General features: G+C 71.1%; 21 protein-coding genes. 19 read left to right on the top strand and 2 right to left on the bottom strand.

The window, feature by feature from the left end; genetic code table 11:
• Nucleotides 1-183: 183 nt before the first annotated feature.
• The 4 genes from lipB to SCNRRL3882_RS29480 all read left to right on the top strand — a co-directional run bounded on the left by lipB (nucleotide 184) and on the right by SCNRRL3882_RS29480 (nucleotide 3,300).
• Entirely contained in the window at nucleotides 184-984 is an 801-nt protein-coding gene (gene lipB / locus SCNRRL3882_RS29495) for a lipoyl(octanoyl) transferase LipB (protein ID WP_010037137.1), read from the top strand.
• 94 nt (nucleotides 985-1,078) lie between these two features.
• The gene (lipA, locus tag SCNRRL3882_RS29490) at nucleotides 1,079-2,044 is read left to right on the top strand and encodes a lipoyl synthase (protein ID WP_010037135.1); all 966 of its coding nucleotides are present in this window, start codon (nucleotides 1,079-1,081) and stop codon (nucleotides 2,042-2,044) included.
• A 260-nt stretch (nucleotides 2,045-2,304) separates the two neighbouring features.
• Nucleotides 2,305-2,517: a hypothetical protein gene (locus SCNRRL3882_RS29485; protein ID WP_010037129.1), complete on the top strand. Its 213-nt coding sequence runs from the start codon at nucleotides 2,305-2,307 to the stop codon at nucleotides 2,515-2,517.
• 78 nt (nucleotides 2,518-2,595) lie between these two features.
• On the top strand, nucleotides 2,596-3,300 hold the full coding sequence (locus SCNRRL3882_RS29480) for a DUF4191 domain-containing protein (RefSeq protein WP_010037125.1): 705 nt from the start codon (nucleotides 2,596-2,598) through the stop codon (nucleotides 3,298-3,300).
• A 107-nt stretch (nucleotides 3,301-3,407) separates the two neighbouring features.
• Here SCNRRL3882_RS29480 and SCNRRL3882_RS29475 read toward each other — a convergent pair whose 3' ends face one another.
• Nucleotides 3,408-3,875 (bottom strand): RDD family protein, encoded by a 468-nt coding sequence (locus tag SCNRRL3882_RS29475; protein WP_010037124.1) that lies wholly within the window; start codon nucleotides 3,873-3,875, stop codon nucleotides 3,408-3,410.
• Nucleotides 3,876-4,085: 210 nt separating this feature from the next.
• Between SCNRRL3882_RS29475 and glnA the strand changes: the two genes are divergently transcribed.
• The 7 genes from glnA (at nucleotide 4,086) to SCNRRL3882_RS29440 (ending at nucleotide 9,944) form a co-directional block, all read left to right on the top strand.
• Entirely contained in the window at nucleotides 4,086-5,495 is a 1,410-nt protein-coding gene (gene glnA / locus SCNRRL3882_RS29470; RefSeq protein WP_010037121.1) for a type I glutamate--ammonia ligase, read from the top strand.
• Nucleotides 5,496-5,606: 111 nt separating this feature from the next.
• Nucleotides 5,607-5,879, top strand: coding sequence for a hypothetical protein (locus tag SCNRRL3882_RS29465; protein WP_029180974.1), 273 nt, complete (start codon nucleotides 5,607-5,609; stop codon nucleotides 5,877-5,879).
• 39 nt (nucleotides 5,880-5,918) lie between these two features.
• Nucleotides 5,919-6,290, top strand: coding sequence for a hypothetical protein (locus tag SCNRRL3882_RS29460; RefSeq protein ID WP_010037116.1), 372 nt, complete (start codon nucleotides 5,919-5,921; stop codon nucleotides 6,288-6,290).
• 97 nt (nucleotides 6,291-6,387) lie between these two features.
• A complete protein-coding gene (gene htpX, locus SCNRRL3882_RS29455) occupies nucleotides 6,388-7,305 on the top strand; it encodes a zinc metalloprotease HtpX (protein ID WP_029180973.1) in 918 nt (305 codons plus the stop codon).
• A gap of 7 nt (nucleotides 7,306-7,312) precedes the next feature.
• Nucleotides 7,313-7,897, top strand: coding sequence for a PspA-associated protein PspAB (gene pspAB, locus SCNRRL3882_RS29450; RefSeq protein WP_010037086.1), 585 nt, complete (start codon nucleotides 7,313-7,315; stop codon nucleotides 7,895-7,897).
• Nucleotides 7,898-7,952: 55 nt separating this feature from the next.
• On the top strand, nucleotides 7,953-8,687 hold the full coding sequence (locus SCNRRL3882_RS29445; RefSeq protein WP_010037085.1) for an alpha/beta hydrolase: 735 nt from the start codon (nucleotides 7,953-7,955) through the stop codon (nucleotides 8,685-8,687).
• 69 nt (nucleotides 8,688-8,756) lie between these two features.
• Nucleotides 8,757-9,944: a winged helix DNA-binding domain-containing protein gene (locus tag SCNRRL3882_RS29440; protein WP_010037084.1), complete on the top strand. Its 1,188-nt coding sequence runs from the start codon at nucleotides 8,757-8,759 to the stop codon at nucleotides 9,942-9,944.
• Nucleotides 9,945-10,028: 84 nt separating this feature from the next.
• On the opposite strand, the gene SCNRRL3882_RS29435 is transcribed toward SCNRRL3882_RS29440, so the two are convergent.
• A complete protein-coding gene (locus SCNRRL3882_RS29435) occupies nucleotides 10,029-10,343 on the bottom strand; it encodes a hypothetical protein (protein WP_010037082.1) in 315 nt (104 codons plus the stop codon).
• Nucleotides 10,344-10,543: 200 nt separating this feature from the next.
• Between SCNRRL3882_RS29435 and SCNRRL3882_RS29430 the strand changes: the two genes are divergently transcribed.
• The 8 genes from SCNRRL3882_RS29430 (at nucleotide 10,544) to SCNRRL3882_RS29400 (ending at nucleotide 17,196) form a co-directional block, all read left to right on the top strand.
• Entirely contained in the window at nucleotides 10,544-10,903 is a 360-nt protein-coding gene (locus SCNRRL3882_RS29430; RefSeq protein ID WP_010037081.1) for an arsenate reductase family protein, read from the top strand.
• Between the two features lie 115 nt (nucleotides 10,904-11,018).
• Entirely contained in the window at nucleotides 11,019-11,693 is a 675-nt protein-coding gene (locus SCNRRL3882_RS29425) for a hypothetical protein (RefSeq protein WP_010037079.1), read from the top strand.
• Between the two features lie 377 nt (nucleotides 11,694-12,070).
• A complete protein-coding gene (gene glnII, locus SCNRRL3882_RS29420) occupies nucleotides 12,071-13,102 on the top strand; it encodes a glutamine synthetase (RefSeq protein ID WP_010037078.1) in 1,032 nt (343 codons plus the stop codon).
• Between the two features lie 163 nt (nucleotides 13,103-13,265).
• A complete protein-coding gene (locus SCNRRL3882_RS42290; RefSeq protein ID WP_010037077.1) occupies nucleotides 13,266-13,388 on the top strand; it encodes a hypothetical protein in 123 nt (40 codons plus the stop codon).
• A 118-nt stretch (nucleotides 13,389-13,506) separates the two neighbouring features.
• Nucleotides 13,507-14,130, top strand: coding sequence for a winged helix-turn-helix domain-containing protein (locus tag SCNRRL3882_RS29415; RefSeq protein WP_010037076.1), 624 nt, complete (start codon nucleotides 13,507-13,509; stop codon nucleotides 14,128-14,130).
• Between the two features lie 75 nt (nucleotides 14,131-14,205).
• Entirely contained in the window at nucleotides 14,206-15,207 is a 1,002-nt protein-coding gene (locus SCNRRL3882_RS29410) for an NAD-dependent epimerase/dehydratase family protein (RefSeq protein ID WP_040902832.1), read from the top strand.
• Between the two features lie 85 nt (nucleotides 15,208-15,292).
• Nucleotides 15,293-16,558 (top strand): sensor histidine kinase, encoded by a 1,266-nt coding sequence (locus tag SCNRRL3882_RS29405; RefSeq protein WP_010037074.1) that lies wholly within the window; start codon nucleotides 15,293-15,295, stop codon nucleotides 16,556-16,558.
• A complete protein-coding gene (locus tag SCNRRL3882_RS29400; protein ID WP_010037073.1) occupies nucleotides 16,543-17,196 on the top strand; it encodes a LuxR C-terminal-related transcriptional regulator in 654 nt (217 codons plus the stop codon). The genes SCNRRL3882_RS29405 and SCNRRL3882_RS29400 overlap by 16 nt, the downstream gene beginning before the upstream one ends.
• Nucleotides 17,197-17,387 lie beyond the last annotated feature (191 nt).

Here is a 17,387-nt window from a genome sequence, read left to right as displayed (position 1 = left end):
GCAGGCCTTATGGCTTGCTGGACGGCGCGAATGTAGCGGAGAGTAAACACCCCATCACACATTTTCGCGGACATTCATCCGATCGTGTGAGGATTGACCCCAGGACTGACGTGTCCGGGCCGGACGTACAGTGGCTTGGGCGCGATACGTGCCTGACACACCCGTCCTAGGGAGGCGCTTGCCGTGAGTGAGTTGCGGTTCGTCCGCATGGGGTTCGGTGACGAGGCCGTCGAGTACCAGGAGGCGTGGGACGAACAGCGCCGGGTGCACGCGGCGCGCTTCGCGGACGAGGTCCCCGACACCGTGCTGCTCCTGGAGCACCCCCCGGTCTACACGGCGGGTCGGCGCACGGCGGACGACGAGCGGCCCCTCGACGGCACGCCGGTCATCGACGTGGACCGCGGCGGCAAGATCACCTGGCACGGGCCCGGCCAGCTGGTGGGCTACCCGATCCAGAAGCTTCCGCGCCCCGTGGACGTCGTGGCCCACGTACGCCGCCTCGAAGAGGCCCTGATCCGCACCTGCGCGGAGTTCGGCCTGGAGACCACCCGGGTCGAGGGCCGCAGCGGGGTGTGGGTGCTCGGCGACCCGGTCGCGCAGCGCCCCGCGCTCGGCGGGCTGGCCCTGGACTTCGACCCGCGTCTGCACGACGAGGAGTTCGACCCGCGGATGAACGGCCCGGAGTACGCGCCGTCCAACGCGGGCCAGCGCCGGGAGGACCGCAAGATCGCCGCGATCGGCATCCGCGTGGCCAAGGGCGTCACCATGCACGGCTTCGCGCTCAACGTGAACCCCGACAACAAGTGGTTCGACCGGATCATCCCGTGCGGCATCCGCGACGCGGGTGTCGCCTCGCTGGCGAACGAACTGGGCCGCGACGTGACGATCGAGGAGGTTCTGCCGGTCGTCGAGCGCCACCTGCGGGACGTCCTGGAGAACGCGGAACTGAAGCCGCGGGAGATCGAGAAGACCCCGGCGGCATAAAACGGGCTGTGGAGGGGCTGGCACCCACACAGGCATTCAAATCAACGGGCGTACCCTTGAGGGCGCCGAAGAATCAATCGCTAGGGAGCCGGTCGTGTCCGCAGTCGCACCCGACGGACGCAAGATGCTGCGCCTGGAGGTCCGCAACAGCCAGACCCCCATCGAGCGCAAGCCCGAGTGGATCAAGACCCGGGCGAAAATGGGTCCCGAGTACACCAAGATGCAGAACCTCGTGAAGAGCGAGGGCCTGCACACGGTCTGCCAGGAAGCCGGCTGCCCCAACATCTACGAGTGCTGGGAGGACCGCGAGGCCACCTTCCTCATCGGCGGCGACCAGTGCACCCGGCGCTGCGACTTCTGCCAGATCGACACCGGCAAGCCCGAGGCGCTCGACCGCGACGAGCCGCGCCGCGTGGGTGAGTCCGTGGTCACCATGGACCTGAACTACGCCACGATCACCGGCGTCGCCCGCGACGACCTGGAGGACGGCGGCGCCTGGCTGTACGCGGAGACGGTCCGCCAGATCCACCAGCAGACGGCGGGCCGCGAGGCCGGCCGGACGAAGGTCGAGCTGCTCGCGCCCGACTTCAACGCCGTCCCGGAGCAGCTCGAGGAGGTCTTCTCCTCCCGCCCCGAGGTCTTCGCGCACAACGTCGAGACGGTCCCGCGGATCTTCAAGCGGATCCGCCCCGGCTTCCGCTACGAGCGCTCCCTGAAGGTCATCACCGAGGCCCGCGACTACGGCCTGGTCACCAAGTCGAACCTCATCCTCGGCATGGGCGAGACCCGCGAGGAGGTCAGCGAGGCGCTGAAGCAGTTGCACGACGCGGGCTGCGAGCTGGTCACCATCACGCAGTACCTGCGGCCCTCCGTGCGCCACCACCCGGTGGAGCGCTGGGTCAAGCCGCAGGAGTTCGTGGAGCTGCAGGAGGAGGCCGAGCAGATCGGCTTCTCCGGTGTGATGTCGGGCCCGCTGGTGCGGTCCTCGTACCGTGCCGGGCGGCTCTACCGGATGGCCATGGAGCAGCGGGACGCGGGCATCGCGGCCCAGGCCGTCTGACGAACCATCACCGCCCTTCCCGCCACAGGGCGAGCCAAGCGTGTGAATTCGCGCACAAGAGACTACCCGCCGGTAGCGGCCGATATGACGCGGTCCTGACCGTCCTCGCAGATGAGGGCGTATGTCAGGGCCGCGTCGGCGTTCCACGGATCCCCGCCGGGGCTTCATGGGTGTTTGACCGGTCGGACACGCCCTGGTAACACCAATCAGTGACGCTGAACTCACAGCACGTACACCGCTCCCGAGGGGGGACCTGACCCATGCAGGCCGCGCCCGTTCGCGCCACCGCGATTCCGTCCTTCACCACCGCCCTGCGTGCCGTCGAGTCGCTGCTGCTGAGCAGCGGTCAGCGCACCGCCCGCCGCAACGCCTGGACCTCCGTGCTGGAGGACCGCCGTCGCGCCAAGGACCGGGTCGAGGCGCAGCGCGTCCTCGAGCAGTCCGTCTCCCGGTCCCTCTCCGTCCACCCCTGAGCCCGCTCCCCTCCCCCGCGAGTCTCCCCGCGGACACTGCCGTCGTAGGCGCTTGTGGGGCCACGTAGACTTCGTGGCATGGCGAGGAAGGAACCTGCAGCGGACGCTGCGAACCCCGGGCGACTGAAGCAGATCGCCCTGACCTACAAGATGACCCGCAAGGCCGACAAGAAGATCGGTCTTGTACTCGCGGCAGTCGGAATCGTCACCTTCGGTGTCTTCCTCGCGATCGGCTTCTTGATCGGTCACCCCATCTATCTCGGCATCCTGGGCCTCCTGCTCGCCTTCCTCGCGTCGGCGATCGTGTTCGGGCGCCGGGCCGAGCGGGCCGCCTTCGGGCAGATGGAGGGCCAGCCCGGTGCCGCGGCGGCGGTGCTCGACAACGTCGGCCGGGGGTGGACGACGACCCCCGCGGTGGCGATGAACCGCAACCAGGACGTGGTGCACCGCGCGGTCGGCAAGGCCGGCATCGTCCTGGTCGCCGAGGGCAACCCGAACCGGGTGAAGTCCCTGCTCGCCGCCGAGAAGAAGAAGATGAACCGCATCGTCGCGGACGTCCCGGTGCACGACCTGGTCGTGGGCACGGGCGAGGGCCAGGTCGAGCTGAAGAAGCTGCGCACGACCATGCTGAAGCTGCCGCGCGTGCTGACCGGCCCGCAGGTCACCGCCACCAACGACCGGCTGCGTGCCCTGGGCGACCTGATGAGCAACATGCCGCTGCCGAAGGGGCCGATGCCGAAGGGCATGCGGATGCCGAAGGGCGGCGGGCCGAAGGCGCGCTGACAGCCCGCTCACCACATACACGAAGGGGCGCCCGGACCACTCCGGGCGCCCCTTCCGTTCGTCCTCGGTTCTTCGTTCGCCTTCGGCTCTCGGCGTCCTCGGCTCGATCAGATGCGGACCTCGACCGTGCCCGCCAGCCGGTCGTGGAGGCCCCGGCCGTCGCGGTCCCAGATCAGGGCGGGGATCGCGAGGAAGAGCAGGACCGTGCGCAGGACGGCGCGCCAGGGGCTGACCCGGCCGGTGTCCAGGGCGAGCACCCGCAGGCCGAGGAGCCGCTTGCCCGGCGTGAAGCCGACCGTACCGACCGTGAGGACCATCAGAGCGAACATGATGAGCGGCGCCCAGATCTGGGCCGCTTCGTTGTAGCTCTGGGTGATGAGACCGTATGCGATCAGGAGGCTCAGGCCCCAGTCCACGGCGAGGGCGCCGAGCCGCCGCCCCGGGCGGGCGATCGAGCCGGGCCCCTCCTCGGGCAGACCGAGCTGCTCACCCCGGTATCCGAAGTCGACACCGGCCTCTTCCGCCGCCGCGCGGGGCCCGGAAAGCCACGATCCGAGTGCTTGCCTGTTGTCCACCCGTCCACGGTACTGCGCCCGGAAATGACCAGGGCACGGCGGGGTGCGTCGGGGCTACGGTGGAAGCCGAGCCGGTTAACTTGTGCGAAACAAATGAGTCACGCCCGAGAAACCACCCGTCCCTAGGGTCGAGGTCAGCGTGTGCCACCCGCACTGGCCGCACGAACGAACTACCACCCCGGCGGGACGGTCGGGAGTAGGAGGAGCTGGATGTTCCAGAACGCCGACGAGGCCAAGAAGTTCATCGCGGACGAGGACGTCAAGTTCATCGACGTCCGCTTCTGCGACCTGCCGGGCGTGATGCAGCACTTCACGGTGCCTGCTGAGGCGTTCGACGCGGACGAGGAGCTGGCCTTCGACGGCTCGTCCATCCGCGGCTTCCAGGCCATCCACGAGTCCGACATGGCGCTGCGCGCGGACCTGTCGACCGCCCGTGTCGACCCGTTCCGCCGTGACAAGACGCTGAACATCAACTTCTTCATCCACGACCCGATCACGGGCGAGCAGTACTCCCGTGACCCGCGGAACGTGGCGAAGAAGGCCGAGGCCTACCTCGCGTCCACCGGGATCGCCGACACCGCGTACTTCGGTCCCGAGGCCGAGTTCTACGTCTTCGACTCCGTCCGCTTCGCGACCAGCGCGAACGAGTCCTTCTACCACATCGACTCCGAGGCCGGCGCCTGGAACACCGGTGCCGTCGAGGACAACCGTGGTTACAAGGTCCGCTACAAGGGCGGCTACTTCCCGGTCCCGCCGGTCGACCACTTCGCCGACCTGCGTGCCCAGATCTCCCTGGAGCTGGACCGGGCCGGTCTGAAGGTCGAGCGCCAGCACCACGAGGTGGGCACCGCCGGCCAGGCCGAGATCAACTACAAGTTCAACACGCTGCTCGCCGCCGCCGACGACCTCCAGCTCTTCAAGTACATCGTGAAGAACGTGGCGTGGCAGAACGGCAAGACCGCGACCTTCATGCCGAAGCCGATCTTCGGTGACAACGGCTCGGGCATGCACGTCCACCAGTCGCTGTGGCAGGGCGGCTCCCCGCTCTTCTACGACGAGGCCGGCTACGCGGGCCTGTCGGACACCGCCCGCTACTACATCGGCGGCATCCTCAAGCACGCCCCGTCGCTGCTGGCCTTCACCAACCCGACGGTGAACTCGTACCACCGCCTGGTCCCGGGCTTCGAGGCGCCGGTGAACCTGGTCTACTCGCAGCGCAACCGCTCCGCGGCCATGCGTATCCCGATCACGGGCTCCAACCCGAAGGCCAAGCGCGTCGAGTTCCGCGCGCCCGACTCCTCCGGCAACCCGTACCTGGCGTTCTCGGCGCTGCTGCTCGCCGGCCTGGACGGCATCAAGAACAAGATCGAGCCGGCCGAGCCGATCGACAAGGACCTCTACGAGCTCGCCCCCGAGGAGCACGCGGGCGTCCCGCAGGTCCCGACCTCGCTCCCGGCCGTCCTCGACTCCCTCGAGGCCGACCACGAGTTCCTCCTCCAGGGCGACGTGTTCACGCCGGACCTGATCGAGACGTGGATCGACTACAAGCGCACGAACGAGATCGCGCCGCTGCAGCTGCGTCCGCACCCGCACGAGTTCGAGCTGTACTTCGACGTGTGATCGACGCCTGATCGAGGCATCACGACCGCGCCTCCGCCGTCCGTACGGGCAGCGGAGGCGCGGTCGTCTGTTCTATTCTGCTGGCAGGACCACACGGGGGTGGAGCGGGAGATGCCCGAGCACGGACAGGACGGCCAGGAGCGCGAGTTCGACCTCGGATGGGCGGACAGCGCCGAGCACAAGGAGCCCTCGGCGCGGGCCCGTATGCTCGCCGCGCGCTGGAAGCACAACCCGCCCGGGCCCGTGCCCTTCCGCCCCGAGCCCGACCACCGGTCGTCCGGCCGCGGGTCCCGCTCGTCATGGGTGTCGACGGCCGTGGTGCTCGGCTGCGTGGCCGCGGTGATCGTGCTGCTCGGGTACATCAACTTCCGGGCGCCGTACTAGAGCGCGGGCCGATCAAGGCAGCTGCTAGCGTCCGGCCGCGTGGACGACGGTGTGTACGTGGGCAACGCGGGCAAGGACGCGGCGCTGGACCGGGGGTGGCTCCTCGGGCACTTCAAGGACGTCGGCGATCCGCGTCACAGCGAGGCCGTCGAGATCAAGTGGGGTGTCCACCCGGCCGGCGACGAGCGGTCGCGGTGGGTGCGGGGCGAGGAGCGGACCGCACTGCTGGTTCTCATCAGCGGGCGCTTCCGGGTGGACCTTCCCGGTCGCAGCGTCCTGCTGGAGCGGCAGGGCGACTACGTGGTGTGGGGGCGCGGGGTCGATCACTCCTGGTTCGCCGAGGAGGAGTCGGTCGTGCTGACGGTTCGGTGGCCGTCCGTGCCCGGGTACGCGGTGGCCCGGGACGGCTGACGCCTTTGCCCGGCCTGGGGGTGATCGCGACCCGTTCATGGGCCGGGGCGGGTGCACACTGGCAGTGGGACGAGTGCCTGACTGCGGGGTGATGCAGATGCACAGCCGCTTCCGGAGCGACCGGCGGTTGACCACCCGTATGGGGATCACGCTGTTCCTGCTTGGGATGGTGTACGTGGGGTTCGTCGCGGCATTGATCGTGCTGCTGAAGTCGTGGGTGCTGGTCGTGCTGGTCGCGGCGGCGGTGCTCGGGGCGCAGTACTGGTTCTCGGACCGGGTCGCGCTGTTCGCGATGCACGGGCGGGTCGTGGAGCGGGAGGAATATCCCGAGCTGCACGGGGTCGTGGACCGGCTGTGCGCCATCGCGGACATGCCCAAGCCGGTGGTGGCCGTGTCCCGTATGGACATGCCCAACGCGTTCGCTACGGGGCGGAATCCCGACCATGCCGTGGTCTGTGTGACGACCGGGCTGCTCAGGCGGCTGGACCCGGCCGAGCTGGAGGGCGTGCTCGCGCACGAGCTGTCGCATGTGGCGCACAAGGACGTCGCCGTGATCACGGTCGCCTCGTTCCTCGGGGTGCTCGCCGGGCTGATCGTGCGGTTCGCCTTCTACTCGCAGCTGTTCGGCGGGGGCCGGCGGGACCAGAACACGGCGGTGGTCTTCGCCGCGGTGATGGGCGTGTCGGCGGCCGTGTACGCGCTGAGCTTCCTGCTGATCCGCTCCCTGTCCCGGTACCGGGAGCTGGCCGCGGACCGTGCGGCGGCGCTGCTCACCGGCCGGCCCTCGGCGCTGGCCTCCGCCCTCACCAAGGTGTCCGGGGACATCGCGCGCATCCCGACGAAGGACCTGCGCACGGCCCAGGCCTTCAACGCCTTCTACTTCACGCCGGCGCTGGGCCGTGAGCCCGGTGTCGCGCGGCTCTTCTCGACCCACCCGAGCCTGGAGCAGCGGCTCGACCAGCTGGGCCGGATCTCCGCCGAGCTGGGCGAGGCGACGGCACCCGGAGGAGTGTGAGCGGGGCATGGGGCTGCTGGACATTCTGCTCGGCCGCACGAAGCCGGTCGCGCCGGATCTCGACCGGCTCTTCGCGCTGCCGTCGGCGGCCGTGACCCTGGAGGCCGCGGCGGGCCTCACCCCGACCGGGCAGGGCGCGGTGTGCTTCGCCACGGTCGAGGGCGCGGCCTTCGAGCAGACCCACCGCGAGGTGCAGGCACTGCTGGACGCGGACACCGACCGCGACGGCCCGCCGGTGGAACTGCGGCAGGACGACTACGGCTACTCCTGGCTGGTCTCGCACCGCGCCCCCGACCAGCTGGCCCCGCTCGTGACGGACCTGCACGCCGTGAACAGCCAGATGGAGGTCAACGGCTTCGGCCCCCAACTCCTGTGCTCACTGGCCGGGTTCCGGGACCGGTCGGGCCGGCGGCTCGGGCTGGTCTACCTCTACAAGCGCGGCACCTTCTACCCGTTCGCGCCCCTGCCCGGAAAGGCACAGCGGCGTGACCACGCGCTGGAACTCCAGGTGCGGGCGGCGCTCGCCGACGACCTGCCGATCGAGCAGGACCTGGGCCGCTGGTTCCCGGTGTGGGGAGCGCCGGGTCTGTGATCGCCCCGGTGTGACCGCCTGTCAGCAGCCCCCGGGCGCGTGAGTGAATGGCCGTATGAGTGAGCTGATCCCCTTCACGCATGCCGTCGACGGTGAACGACTCAGCGGGCTGTCCGGTGGCACCGGCCCGGGCGAGCCGGCCAGGGCGACCGCCGTCCTGCTGCACGGCGCGGGCAACGGCAGCAAGGACCGGCTGGTTCCGCTGCTGGAGGAGTTCGCCGCCCAGGGCTGCCGCGCCCTCTCCTTCGACTTCTCCGGGCACGGGGAGAGCACCGGCCTGCTGCGGGAGCTGAGCCTGCGCCGCCGCTTCGAGCAGGCCGTGTCCGTCATCGACGCCCGCGCGGGCGCGGACGGGCCGCTGGTCCTGGTCGGCTTCAGCATGAGCGGCCAGACGGTGGCCGATCTCGCCCGTCACTACGGGGAGCGCGTGGCGGCACTCGGGCTGTGCGCGCCGGCGGTGTACGCGGCGCAGGCGTGGGACGTGCCGTTCGGTGCGGGTGACGGGCGGTTCAGCGAGATCATCCGGCGGCCCGGAAGCTGGCGCGGGTCGCCCGCGCTCGACGTCCTGCGGGGGTACGAGGGGCGGGCGGTGCTCGCGGTGCCGGGCACGGACGCGGTCATCCCGCCTGCGGTGACGCGGGCCGTCGCGGAGGCGCTGGCCCGGCGCGCCCGGTTCACCCACTGGGAACTTCCCGGGGCGGAGCACCGGTTGGGGCTGTGGTTCCGTGACCATCCCGGTGACCGGCGGGAGTTCGTCACCGCCGTGGTCGGCACGTCCGGTTGCGGGTGACGGCCCGATTGTCAGTGGGGTTCGCGATGATGCTGGTCGGGTCGGAGGGACGTGACGGAGGGAAGCCGCATGGGCAGGGCGCAGCGGTACATCGGGGTGGCGGAGCGGCGGGCCCGGCTCGCGCTGCGGCAGCGGCTGGCGGGGCGGGCCCGGGCGGGGACTCCCGAGGAGGTCGCCGGTTCGCTCGTGGCCCTGCACGGCACGGACCCGGCGACGGTGTACCTGGCCGTGGGCGCGCGGCTCACGGATCCCTCGGAGACGGTGACGGAGACCGGGCGCGCGCTGTACGACGACCGTTCCCTGGTGCGGATGCACGGCATGCGGCACACGGTGTTCGTGTTCCCCACCGCCCTGACCGCCGTCGTGCACGCCTCGACCGGCCTGGCGGTAGCCGCCCGGGAGCGGGCCGCGCTGCTCAAGGACATGGCGGCGGCCGGGGCGCCGGACGCGGCCTGGCTGAAGGAGGTCGAGGATTCGGCGCTGGCGGCACTCGCCCGGCGCGGGCAGGCCACGGCGGCCGAACTCGCCCAGGACGAGCCGCGTCTGCGGGAGCAGTTCGTGTACGCGGCCGGCAAGGGCTACGAGGGCCTGCACACGGTCTCGACCCGGCTGCTGCGAGTACTGGGCGTCGAGGGGAAGGTCGTACGGGGCCGGCCGCTCGGCTCCTGGACGTCCAGCCAGTTCCGCTGGGCCGTCGCGCCCGAGCATCCCGAACTGGACCCGGCGCAGGCGCAGGCGGAGTTGCTGAGACGGTGGCTCGCCGCGTGCGGTCCGGCGACCGAGGCCGATCTGAAGTGGTGGACGGGGTGGCGCGTGACGGAGGTCCGCGCGGCGCTGGCCGCGATCGGGGCGCAGCAGGTGTCGCTGGACGGGGGCACGGGATGGGTGACCGACGGCGACCTCGGCGAGGTGGCCGCGCCCGGCGAGCCCTGGGCGGCGCTGCTGCCCGGCCTCGACCCGACGGCGATGGGGTGGCAGCAGCGCGACTGGTATCTCGCGCCGGAGCTGCGGCCCCGGCTGTTCGACCGCAGCGGGAACGTCGGGCCGACGGTGTGGTGGAACGGACGCGTGGTCGGCGGGTGGGCCCAGCGGCCCGGCGGGGAGATCGTCTGGCGGATCCTCGACGAGGAGGGGGTGGGCCGGGAGGCGCTCGCGGCGATCGGGGAGGAAGCGGAGCGGCTGAGCGGGTGGGTGGGGACGACCAGGATCACGCCACGCTTCCGGACGCCGCTGGAGAAGGAGCTGGCGGCGGGCTGAAGGGGGTCGAACACGAGCGCCGGGCACCCTGGAGAAGGGCACCCGGCGCTCCGGCCCAGCTGAGCTCAGGTCAGGTCAGTCAGCTCAGCGCGAGTAGCGCATGAACGCCCTCACCATGTGGCACGTCGTGTCCGACGGCGGGTGTACGCCGATCAGTTCCGCCGTGTCGCGGATCGTCTCGTTGCGGGCCTGGTTCGGCGTGTGGACGCCGGAGTCGAGCAGGGCGATGGCGAGGCGCATCGCCTTGAGGCGACGGTTGTGCGTGACGTACCACTCGCGCGGCCGGCCCGGCGGCAGCGGCCGCTTCTCCAGGGGCGCGTACGGCAGGTCGAGCAGGACGGGGCGCTTCGCGGTGGACTGGGTGGGCAGCGGCTTCGGCTTGAGTGCGGCAGCGGGCACAGGCATCCTCCTGTCGCGGTCAGGGCGGCACACCGGAGTCCTCGGCGATCCCGGCGCCACCCTCGAACACTGCTTCTATTCTACTGCCCACCACTGACAAAAGGCCCTGGCCACAAGGGCTTTCGGGGGTGGCGTGACGCAAGTGGAGAACGGGTTTCGGGCCCACGCTCCCCGGCGTCAGGAGGGCGTACCGTAGGCCCATGGAGATCTGGATCAACCCGGCCTGTTCGAAGTGCCGCAGTGCCGTGAAGCTGCTCGACGCCGAGGGCGCCGACTACACCGTCCGCCGCTACCTGGAGGACGTGCCGAGCGAGGACGAGATCCGGGGCGTGCTGGACCGGCTCGGACTGGAGCCCTGGGACATCACCCGCACCCAGGAGGACGCCGCCAAGGAACTCGGCGTCAAGGAGTGGCCCAGGGACGCCGGTTCGCGGGAGCAGTGGATCAAGGCCCTCGCCGAGCATCCCAAGCTGATCCAGCGGCCGATCATCACCGCGGACGACGGTACGGCGGTGGTCGCGCGCACCGACGAGGCCGTCCGGGGCGCCCTCTCCCGGTAGAGATCTCGTTTCCGTGTGACGCACGTTACGTCAGTGACTCCTGTAACCGCTGAGTAACCTCGTTCGGTATCTCGTACATAGCGACGTACGCTCCCCTACCTCTCAGGAGGCGCGCATGTCGCGCAGGAGAACTCTCGGTACGAAGAAGAAGATCGCGCTGCTGGTGAGCGCGGCGACCGTGGCGGGCGGCGGGGCCTTCGTCATGGCGAGCACGTCGAACGCCGCACAGACCCCCAAGTCGGCGGCGGAGTCGACGGTATGCCTGGGTCTCGCCACCGCCCTCGGCAACAACCAGAAGTTCATCGCGGACCAGCGGGCCAACCCGGACGCGCAGTCCGAGGCGCGGATCGCCAACCGCGAGGCGGTCGTCGCGGAGATCGAGCGGAAGCAGGAGGCGTCGGGCTGCGTGGCCGGGGAGTCGGCTCAGGACTCCCAGGCCACCCCGCCCGCGCAGCCCGCCCAGTCCGCCCCCGCGGAGAACCCCGGGCAGCCCGCGCAGTCCGCTCCCGCGGAGAACCCCGGCGGTGGCGCCGCGGCCTCCGGGCAGCAGGTGTGCAACGGCTCCACCGTCACGCTCTCCGGCGAGGGTGGTGCGCCCGCCGCGTCCAGCAACCAGTTCCCGGCCGGCACGAAGCTGAAGGTCACCAACCTGGACAACGACAAGTCCACGACGGTGGAGGTCACTTCGGTCTCCGGCAGCTGTGTGCTGCTCAACAACGCGGCTTTCGAACAGGTCCGTGAGCCCGGCAAGTTCCTGATCCGCCGGGCCGTGATCGAGAAGGTGGGGTGACGCCGGGCGAACGAGGACGAGTGAGTCACTGAGGCGGCGGCCCGCCTTTCGGCCGCCTCCTCGTACGTGTCAGCGGTCCTGCCGCTCCCGGCCAGGAGCGGCAGGACCGGCGTGTCCGGGCCACGCGGCACCGGTCATCGGGTTCTGGTCACCGGCTTGACGGAGGGGAGCCGGTGACCAGCCCGTCCCTCGGGGGCAAACGCCCTCACAACGTGAGGTAGGGCACAACGACACCAGGTAACACGGGGTTCACATTCGAGCAATGGCCGGGAAATCGCCTGTTGACAGGCTGCCGGGCATTGACGCGGCGCCCCAGTGCCGCAGCGCCGCAAGCACCCGCGATACGCGCCCAGACACACCCCCGAAGGATGTGGCCCGTGACCTTCAAGGCTGAGTACATCTGGATCGACGGCACCGAGCCGACGGCCAAGCTGCGTTCCAAGACCAAGATCATCTCGGGCTCCCCCGCCGGTCTCGACGCGCTGCCCATCTGGGGTTTCGACGGGTCCTCCACCAACCAGGCCGAGGGCCACGCCTCGGACTGCGTGCTCAAGCCGGTCTTCACCTGCCCGGACCCGATCCGCGGCGGCGACGACGTCCTGGTGCTGTGCGAGGTCCTGAACATCGACCTCACCCCGCACGCCAGCAACACCCGTGCCGCGCTGGCCGAGGTCGCCGAGAAGTTCGCGGCCCAGGAGCCGATCTTCGGCATCGAGCAGGAGTACACCTTCTTCAAGGACGGTTACCCGCTCGGCTTCCCCAAGGGCGGCTTCCCGGCCCCGCAGGGCGGCTACTACTGCGGTGTCGGCGCCGACGAGATCTTCGGCCGTGACGTCGTCGAGGCCCACCTGGAGAACTGCCTGAAGGCGGGTCTGGGCATCTCCGGCATCAACGCCGAGGTCATGCCCGGCCAGTGGGAGTTCCAGGTCGGCCCGCTCGCCCCGCTGGAGGTCTCCGACCAGCTGTGGGTGGCCCGCTGGCTGCTCTACCGCACCGCCGAGGACTTCGACGTCGCGGCGACGCTTGACCCGAAGCCGGTGAAGGGCGACTGGAACGGCGCCGGTGCGCACACCAACTTCTCCACCAAGGCGATGCGCGAGGGCTACGACGCGATCATCACCGCGTGCGAGTCGCTCGGTGAGGGCTCCAAGCCCCTCGACCACGTCAAGAACTACGGCGCCGGCATCGACGACCGCCTGACCGGTCTGCACGAGACCGCCCCGTGGAACGAGTACTCCTACGGCGTGTCCAACCGCGGCGCCTCGGTCCGTATCCCGTGGCAGGTCGAGAAGGACGGCAAGGGCTACATCGAGGACCGCCGTCCGAACGCCAACGTCGACCCGTACGTGGTGACCCGCCTGCTCGTCGACACCTGCTGCTCGGCGCTGGAGAAGGCCGGCCAGGTCTGACCGACGCCACAAGGCTCCCGAGGGGCGCCCACCGTTCGCGGTGGGCGCCCCTTCGCGTTGGCCGGGTGGGCCTCCGTCCGGCCGGCCGTCCGCTCTCCCGGTCGGTGTCCAAGGTGTGAGAGGAGGGTCCCGGCACCCGGTACCGGTCTGCTTCAATGGCCCCATGGCCAGCTACCAGAAGCACACCGCGACGGGTCGCCATGACCTCGAGCCCTTCTGGCCGTCCCGTCAGGACCACGACTTCGACCGGGTGTGTTGCCGCGCGACGAACGCGCCGGCCCTCTAAAGCCGTACACCCCGGCCTTCGGCCAGCGCGAACCGCGTACGTCCTCGGCGAGCCCGACCACGAACTCGCGGCCGTCGATCCTCCCGACGAACTCCTCGCGCGAAAGAGCTGACCTCTCATGGCGACCACTCGTTCCCTGTCCACCGCCGCCCCCGTCAACTCCCCGTCGGCCACCGGGCCCCGGCACCGGCTGCGTGCCGTCGACCGGGACGAGGTGGTGACGGTCGCGGATCTGCTGCCCCCGGGCGCCACTTGGCTGCCGGCGCCGCAGCACACCCTGCCCACGCTCCCCGGGCAGCCGCCGATGATCGGCTTTTTGGTGCTCGTCCCGGCCGACCAGCAGCCGCCGTTCCCGGTGGCGGTGCCGGACCGGCCGCAGGCCGCCCGTCCCGGAGGCCCCGCGGGCCTTCACGACACCGCGGGCCCCGCGGGGCCCGAGCCGGGCGGCGAGCCGCCGATCCGGGTCGACACCGTGCAGCGCACCGCCGAGGTGGCCGGGCGGCCGCTCGATCTCACGTATCTGGAGTTCGAGCTGCTGGCCCACCTGGTGGCGCATCCGGGCCGGGTGCACACCCGCGACCAGCTGGTCGGCACGGTGTGGGGCTACGGGCACGTGGGCGACGGCCGTACGGTCGACGTCCACATCGCCCGCCTGCGCCGCAAGCTGGGGGCCGAACACCGCGACACGATCCGCACGGTGCGCCGGGTCGGCTACAAGTACGTGCCCCCCGTGGGTGGCTGAGCCGCCGGTACCCGCCCGTCTGCTGACGGCAGACACGCGTTCCGTCCCGCCGCCCCGGCGGGCAGGGTCGACGGCATGAGACTTCTGATGCTGGGTGGTACGGAGTTCGTGGGCCGGGCCGTCGTGGAGGCGGCCCTGGGGCGGGGCTGGGAGGTGACCGTCTTCCACCGGGGGCGGCACGAGGCACCGCCGGGCGTGCGGTCGCTGCTCGGCGACCGCAGCACGCCCGGCGGTCCGGCCGCCCTCGCCGAGGACCCGGGCGAGTGGGACGTCGTGGTCGACACCTGGTCAGCGGCGCCCCGGGCGGTGCGGGACGCGGCGCGGCTGCTGCGGGGCCGCGCCCGTCGGTACGTGTACGTGTCGAGCTGCTCGGTGTACGCGTGGCCCCGGAGCGCCGGGCACGGCGAGGACGCGCCGCTGGTGGAGGGCGCCTCGGCCGACGCGGAGCAGACCGCGTACGCACAGGACAAGCGCGGTGGTGAACTGGCCGTGCTGGACGCCTTCGGCGAGGACCGGTCGGTGCTCGTCCGGGCCGGGCTGATCCTCGGCCCGTACGAGAACATCGGCCGGCTGCCCTGGTGGCTGGGCCGGATGGCGCGCGGCGGCCCGGTGCTGGCCCCGGGCCCGCGCGAGCTGGCCCTCCAGTACGTGGACGTCCGTGACCTGGCCGAGTGGGTCCTGCACGCGTCGGAGCGGGAGCTGAGCGGGCCGTACAACCTGGTCAGTCCGCAGGGGCACACCACGATGGGCGAGCTGCTGGACACCTGCGCACGGGTCACCGGCGGCGCGGCCGAACTCCGCTGGACCGAGCCGGAGGTGATCCTCCGGGCGGGCATCCAGCCGTGGACCGAGCTGCCGGTGTGGGTGCCGCCGGGCAGTGACCTGCACGACGCCCTGCACAACAGGGACGTCTCCCGGGCGGTCGCGGCGGGGCTGAGCTGCCGGCCCGTGGAAGAGACCGTGGCCGACACGTGGCGGTGGCTCCAGGACGTCGGCGGGGTGGCGCCCCAGCGCCCGGACCGGCCGAGCTCGGGCCTCGACCCGGAGGTGGAGGCGAAGGTGCTGGGGACGGGCTGAGGCGTGCGAGGTGTACGTAGCACCACCCCTGGAGCGGGTGTTCCGGCCCAGTGACCCCGCACCCCCGCTCGGCGAGACTGACGCCATGACCACCGACATGAAGAGCGGCAACGGGCGCACGAAGGGGCGGGGCCTCGTACTCGCGGCGATGCGGGGGCTGGGGGTCGCCCTGGTCTCCCTGCCGGGGGCGGTGCTGTGCTTCACCCTGTCCCTGGTGTCCATGGCGCTCATCCCGATCGGGATCGGGCTCGTCACGACGCCGTACGTACTGAAGGGGGTGCGGGCGTTCGCGAACTGGCGGCGGGTGCTCGCGGCGGAGTGGGGCGGGGTGCGGATACCTCCGGCGTACCGGCCGCTGCCGAGGGACGCCAATCCGTGGTCGCGCACGTTCGGGATGCTGCGCGACCCGGCGACCTGGCGGGACCAGATGTGGCTGCCGGTCGACATGACGGCGGGGTTCCTCACCGCGCTGCTGCCGGCCGCGCTGTGGCTGTACCCGTTGGAGGGGTTCGCCCTCGCGGCCGGGCTGTGGCGGGTCTTCCCCGAGGGGTACTGGTACGGCTTCGTCGAGGTCACCGGGCAGCTGTCGGCGTTCGGTGCCGCCGCCCTGGGTCTGGTCGTCCTCTTCTTCGCGCACTTCCTCACCCCGCTGCTGCTGGACGTCCACTTCCGGCTCACCCAGGCCGTGCTGGGCTCGGGCCAGCGCGCACTGGCCGAGCGGGTGCGGGTCCTGACCGAGACGCGGCGCGATGCCGTCGACACCTCCGCCGCCGAACTGCGGCGCATCGAACGGGACCTGCACGACGGTGCCCAGGCCCGGCTGGTCGCGGTCGGCATGGACCTGGGCACCATCGAGGCGCTCCTCGACAAGGACCCGGCCAAGGCCAAGGAGCTGATCGCGCAGGCCCGCAGGTCCTCGGTCGAGGCGCTGTCCGAGCTACGCGAGCTGGTGCGCGGCATCCATCCGCCGGTCCTGGCCGAGCGCGGACTGGGCGACGCCGTACGGGCGCTGGCGCTGCGGTTGCCGGTGGTCACCGAGGTGAACGTGGACCTGCCCGGGCGGGCGGAGGCGCCCGTGGAGTCGGCCGCGTACTTCGCCGTGAGCGAGGTGCTCACCAACGCCGTGAAGCACTCCGGCGCCGACCGGATCTGGATCGACCTGCACCACGCGGACGGCCGTCTGCGGGCGACCGTCACCGACAACGGCAAGGGCGGTGCGGTGATCGGGGCCGGTTCGGGGCTGGCCGGGGTCGAGCGGCGACTGGGTACATTCGACGGCGTCCTGGCCGTCGGCAGCCCCGCGGGCGGTCCCACCATGGTCACCATGGAGATCCCTTGCGCGTTGTCCTAGCCGAAGACCTCTTCCTGCTGCGCGACGGACTCGTCCGGCTGCTCCAGGCGCACGACTTCGAGATCGCGGCGGCCGTCGAGTCCGGGCCCGAACTGGCCGCCGCGCTGGCCGAGCTGGAGCCGGACGTCGCCGTGGTCGACGTCCGCCTGCCGCCCACGCACACCGACGAGGGGCTGCAGTGCGCGCTCGACGCCCGCAGGAAGCGGCCCGGGCTGCCGGTGCTGGTGCTCTCCCAGCACGTGGAGCAGCTGTACGCGCGGGAGCTGCTCGCCGACGGCAGCGGCGGCGTCGGATACCTGCTGAAGGACCGGGTGTTCGACGCCGAGCAGTTCGTGGACGCGGTGCGGCGGGTCGCCGCCGGTGGTACGGCGATGGATCCGCAGGTCATCCAGCAGCTGCTGGCGCGGCAGTCCGGCGACGACCGACCGCTGGCCCGGCTGACGCCCCGGGAGCGGGAGGTGCTGGAGCTGATGGCGCAGGGCCGGTCCAACGCGGCGATCGCGGGCAGGCTGGTCGTGACGGAACGGGCGATCGCCAAGCACACCGCGAACATCTTCGCCAAACTGGGACTGGAGGTCTCGGACGACGACAACCGGCGCGTGCTGGCGGTTCTCGCGTATCTCGACCACGGCCGGTGATATCGGACCGGCTTTTCACCCACGGTCGGGGATCAACAACTCCCGGTGTGACAGGGGCTGTTGAGAACACAGCTCCCTCACGAATCTCGCATCAATTTCCGAGACATCTGAACACCCCTGGGACGGCCTCCGTATGGAAGGGAGCCGCTTCACTCCTGTCGGGCGCCTCGATGCCCCCGAAAAAGGAAGTC

This window comes from Streptomyces chartreusis NRRL 3882, from assembly GCF_900236475.1.
In the GTDB taxonomy this organism is placed as follows: Bacteria; Actinomycetota; Actinomycetes; order Streptomycetales; family Streptomycetaceae; genus Streptomyces; species Streptomyces chartreusis_D.
The sequence above is the reverse complement of the archived record's forward strand: the minus strand, read 5'-3'. Positions and strand labels throughout refer to the sequence as shown.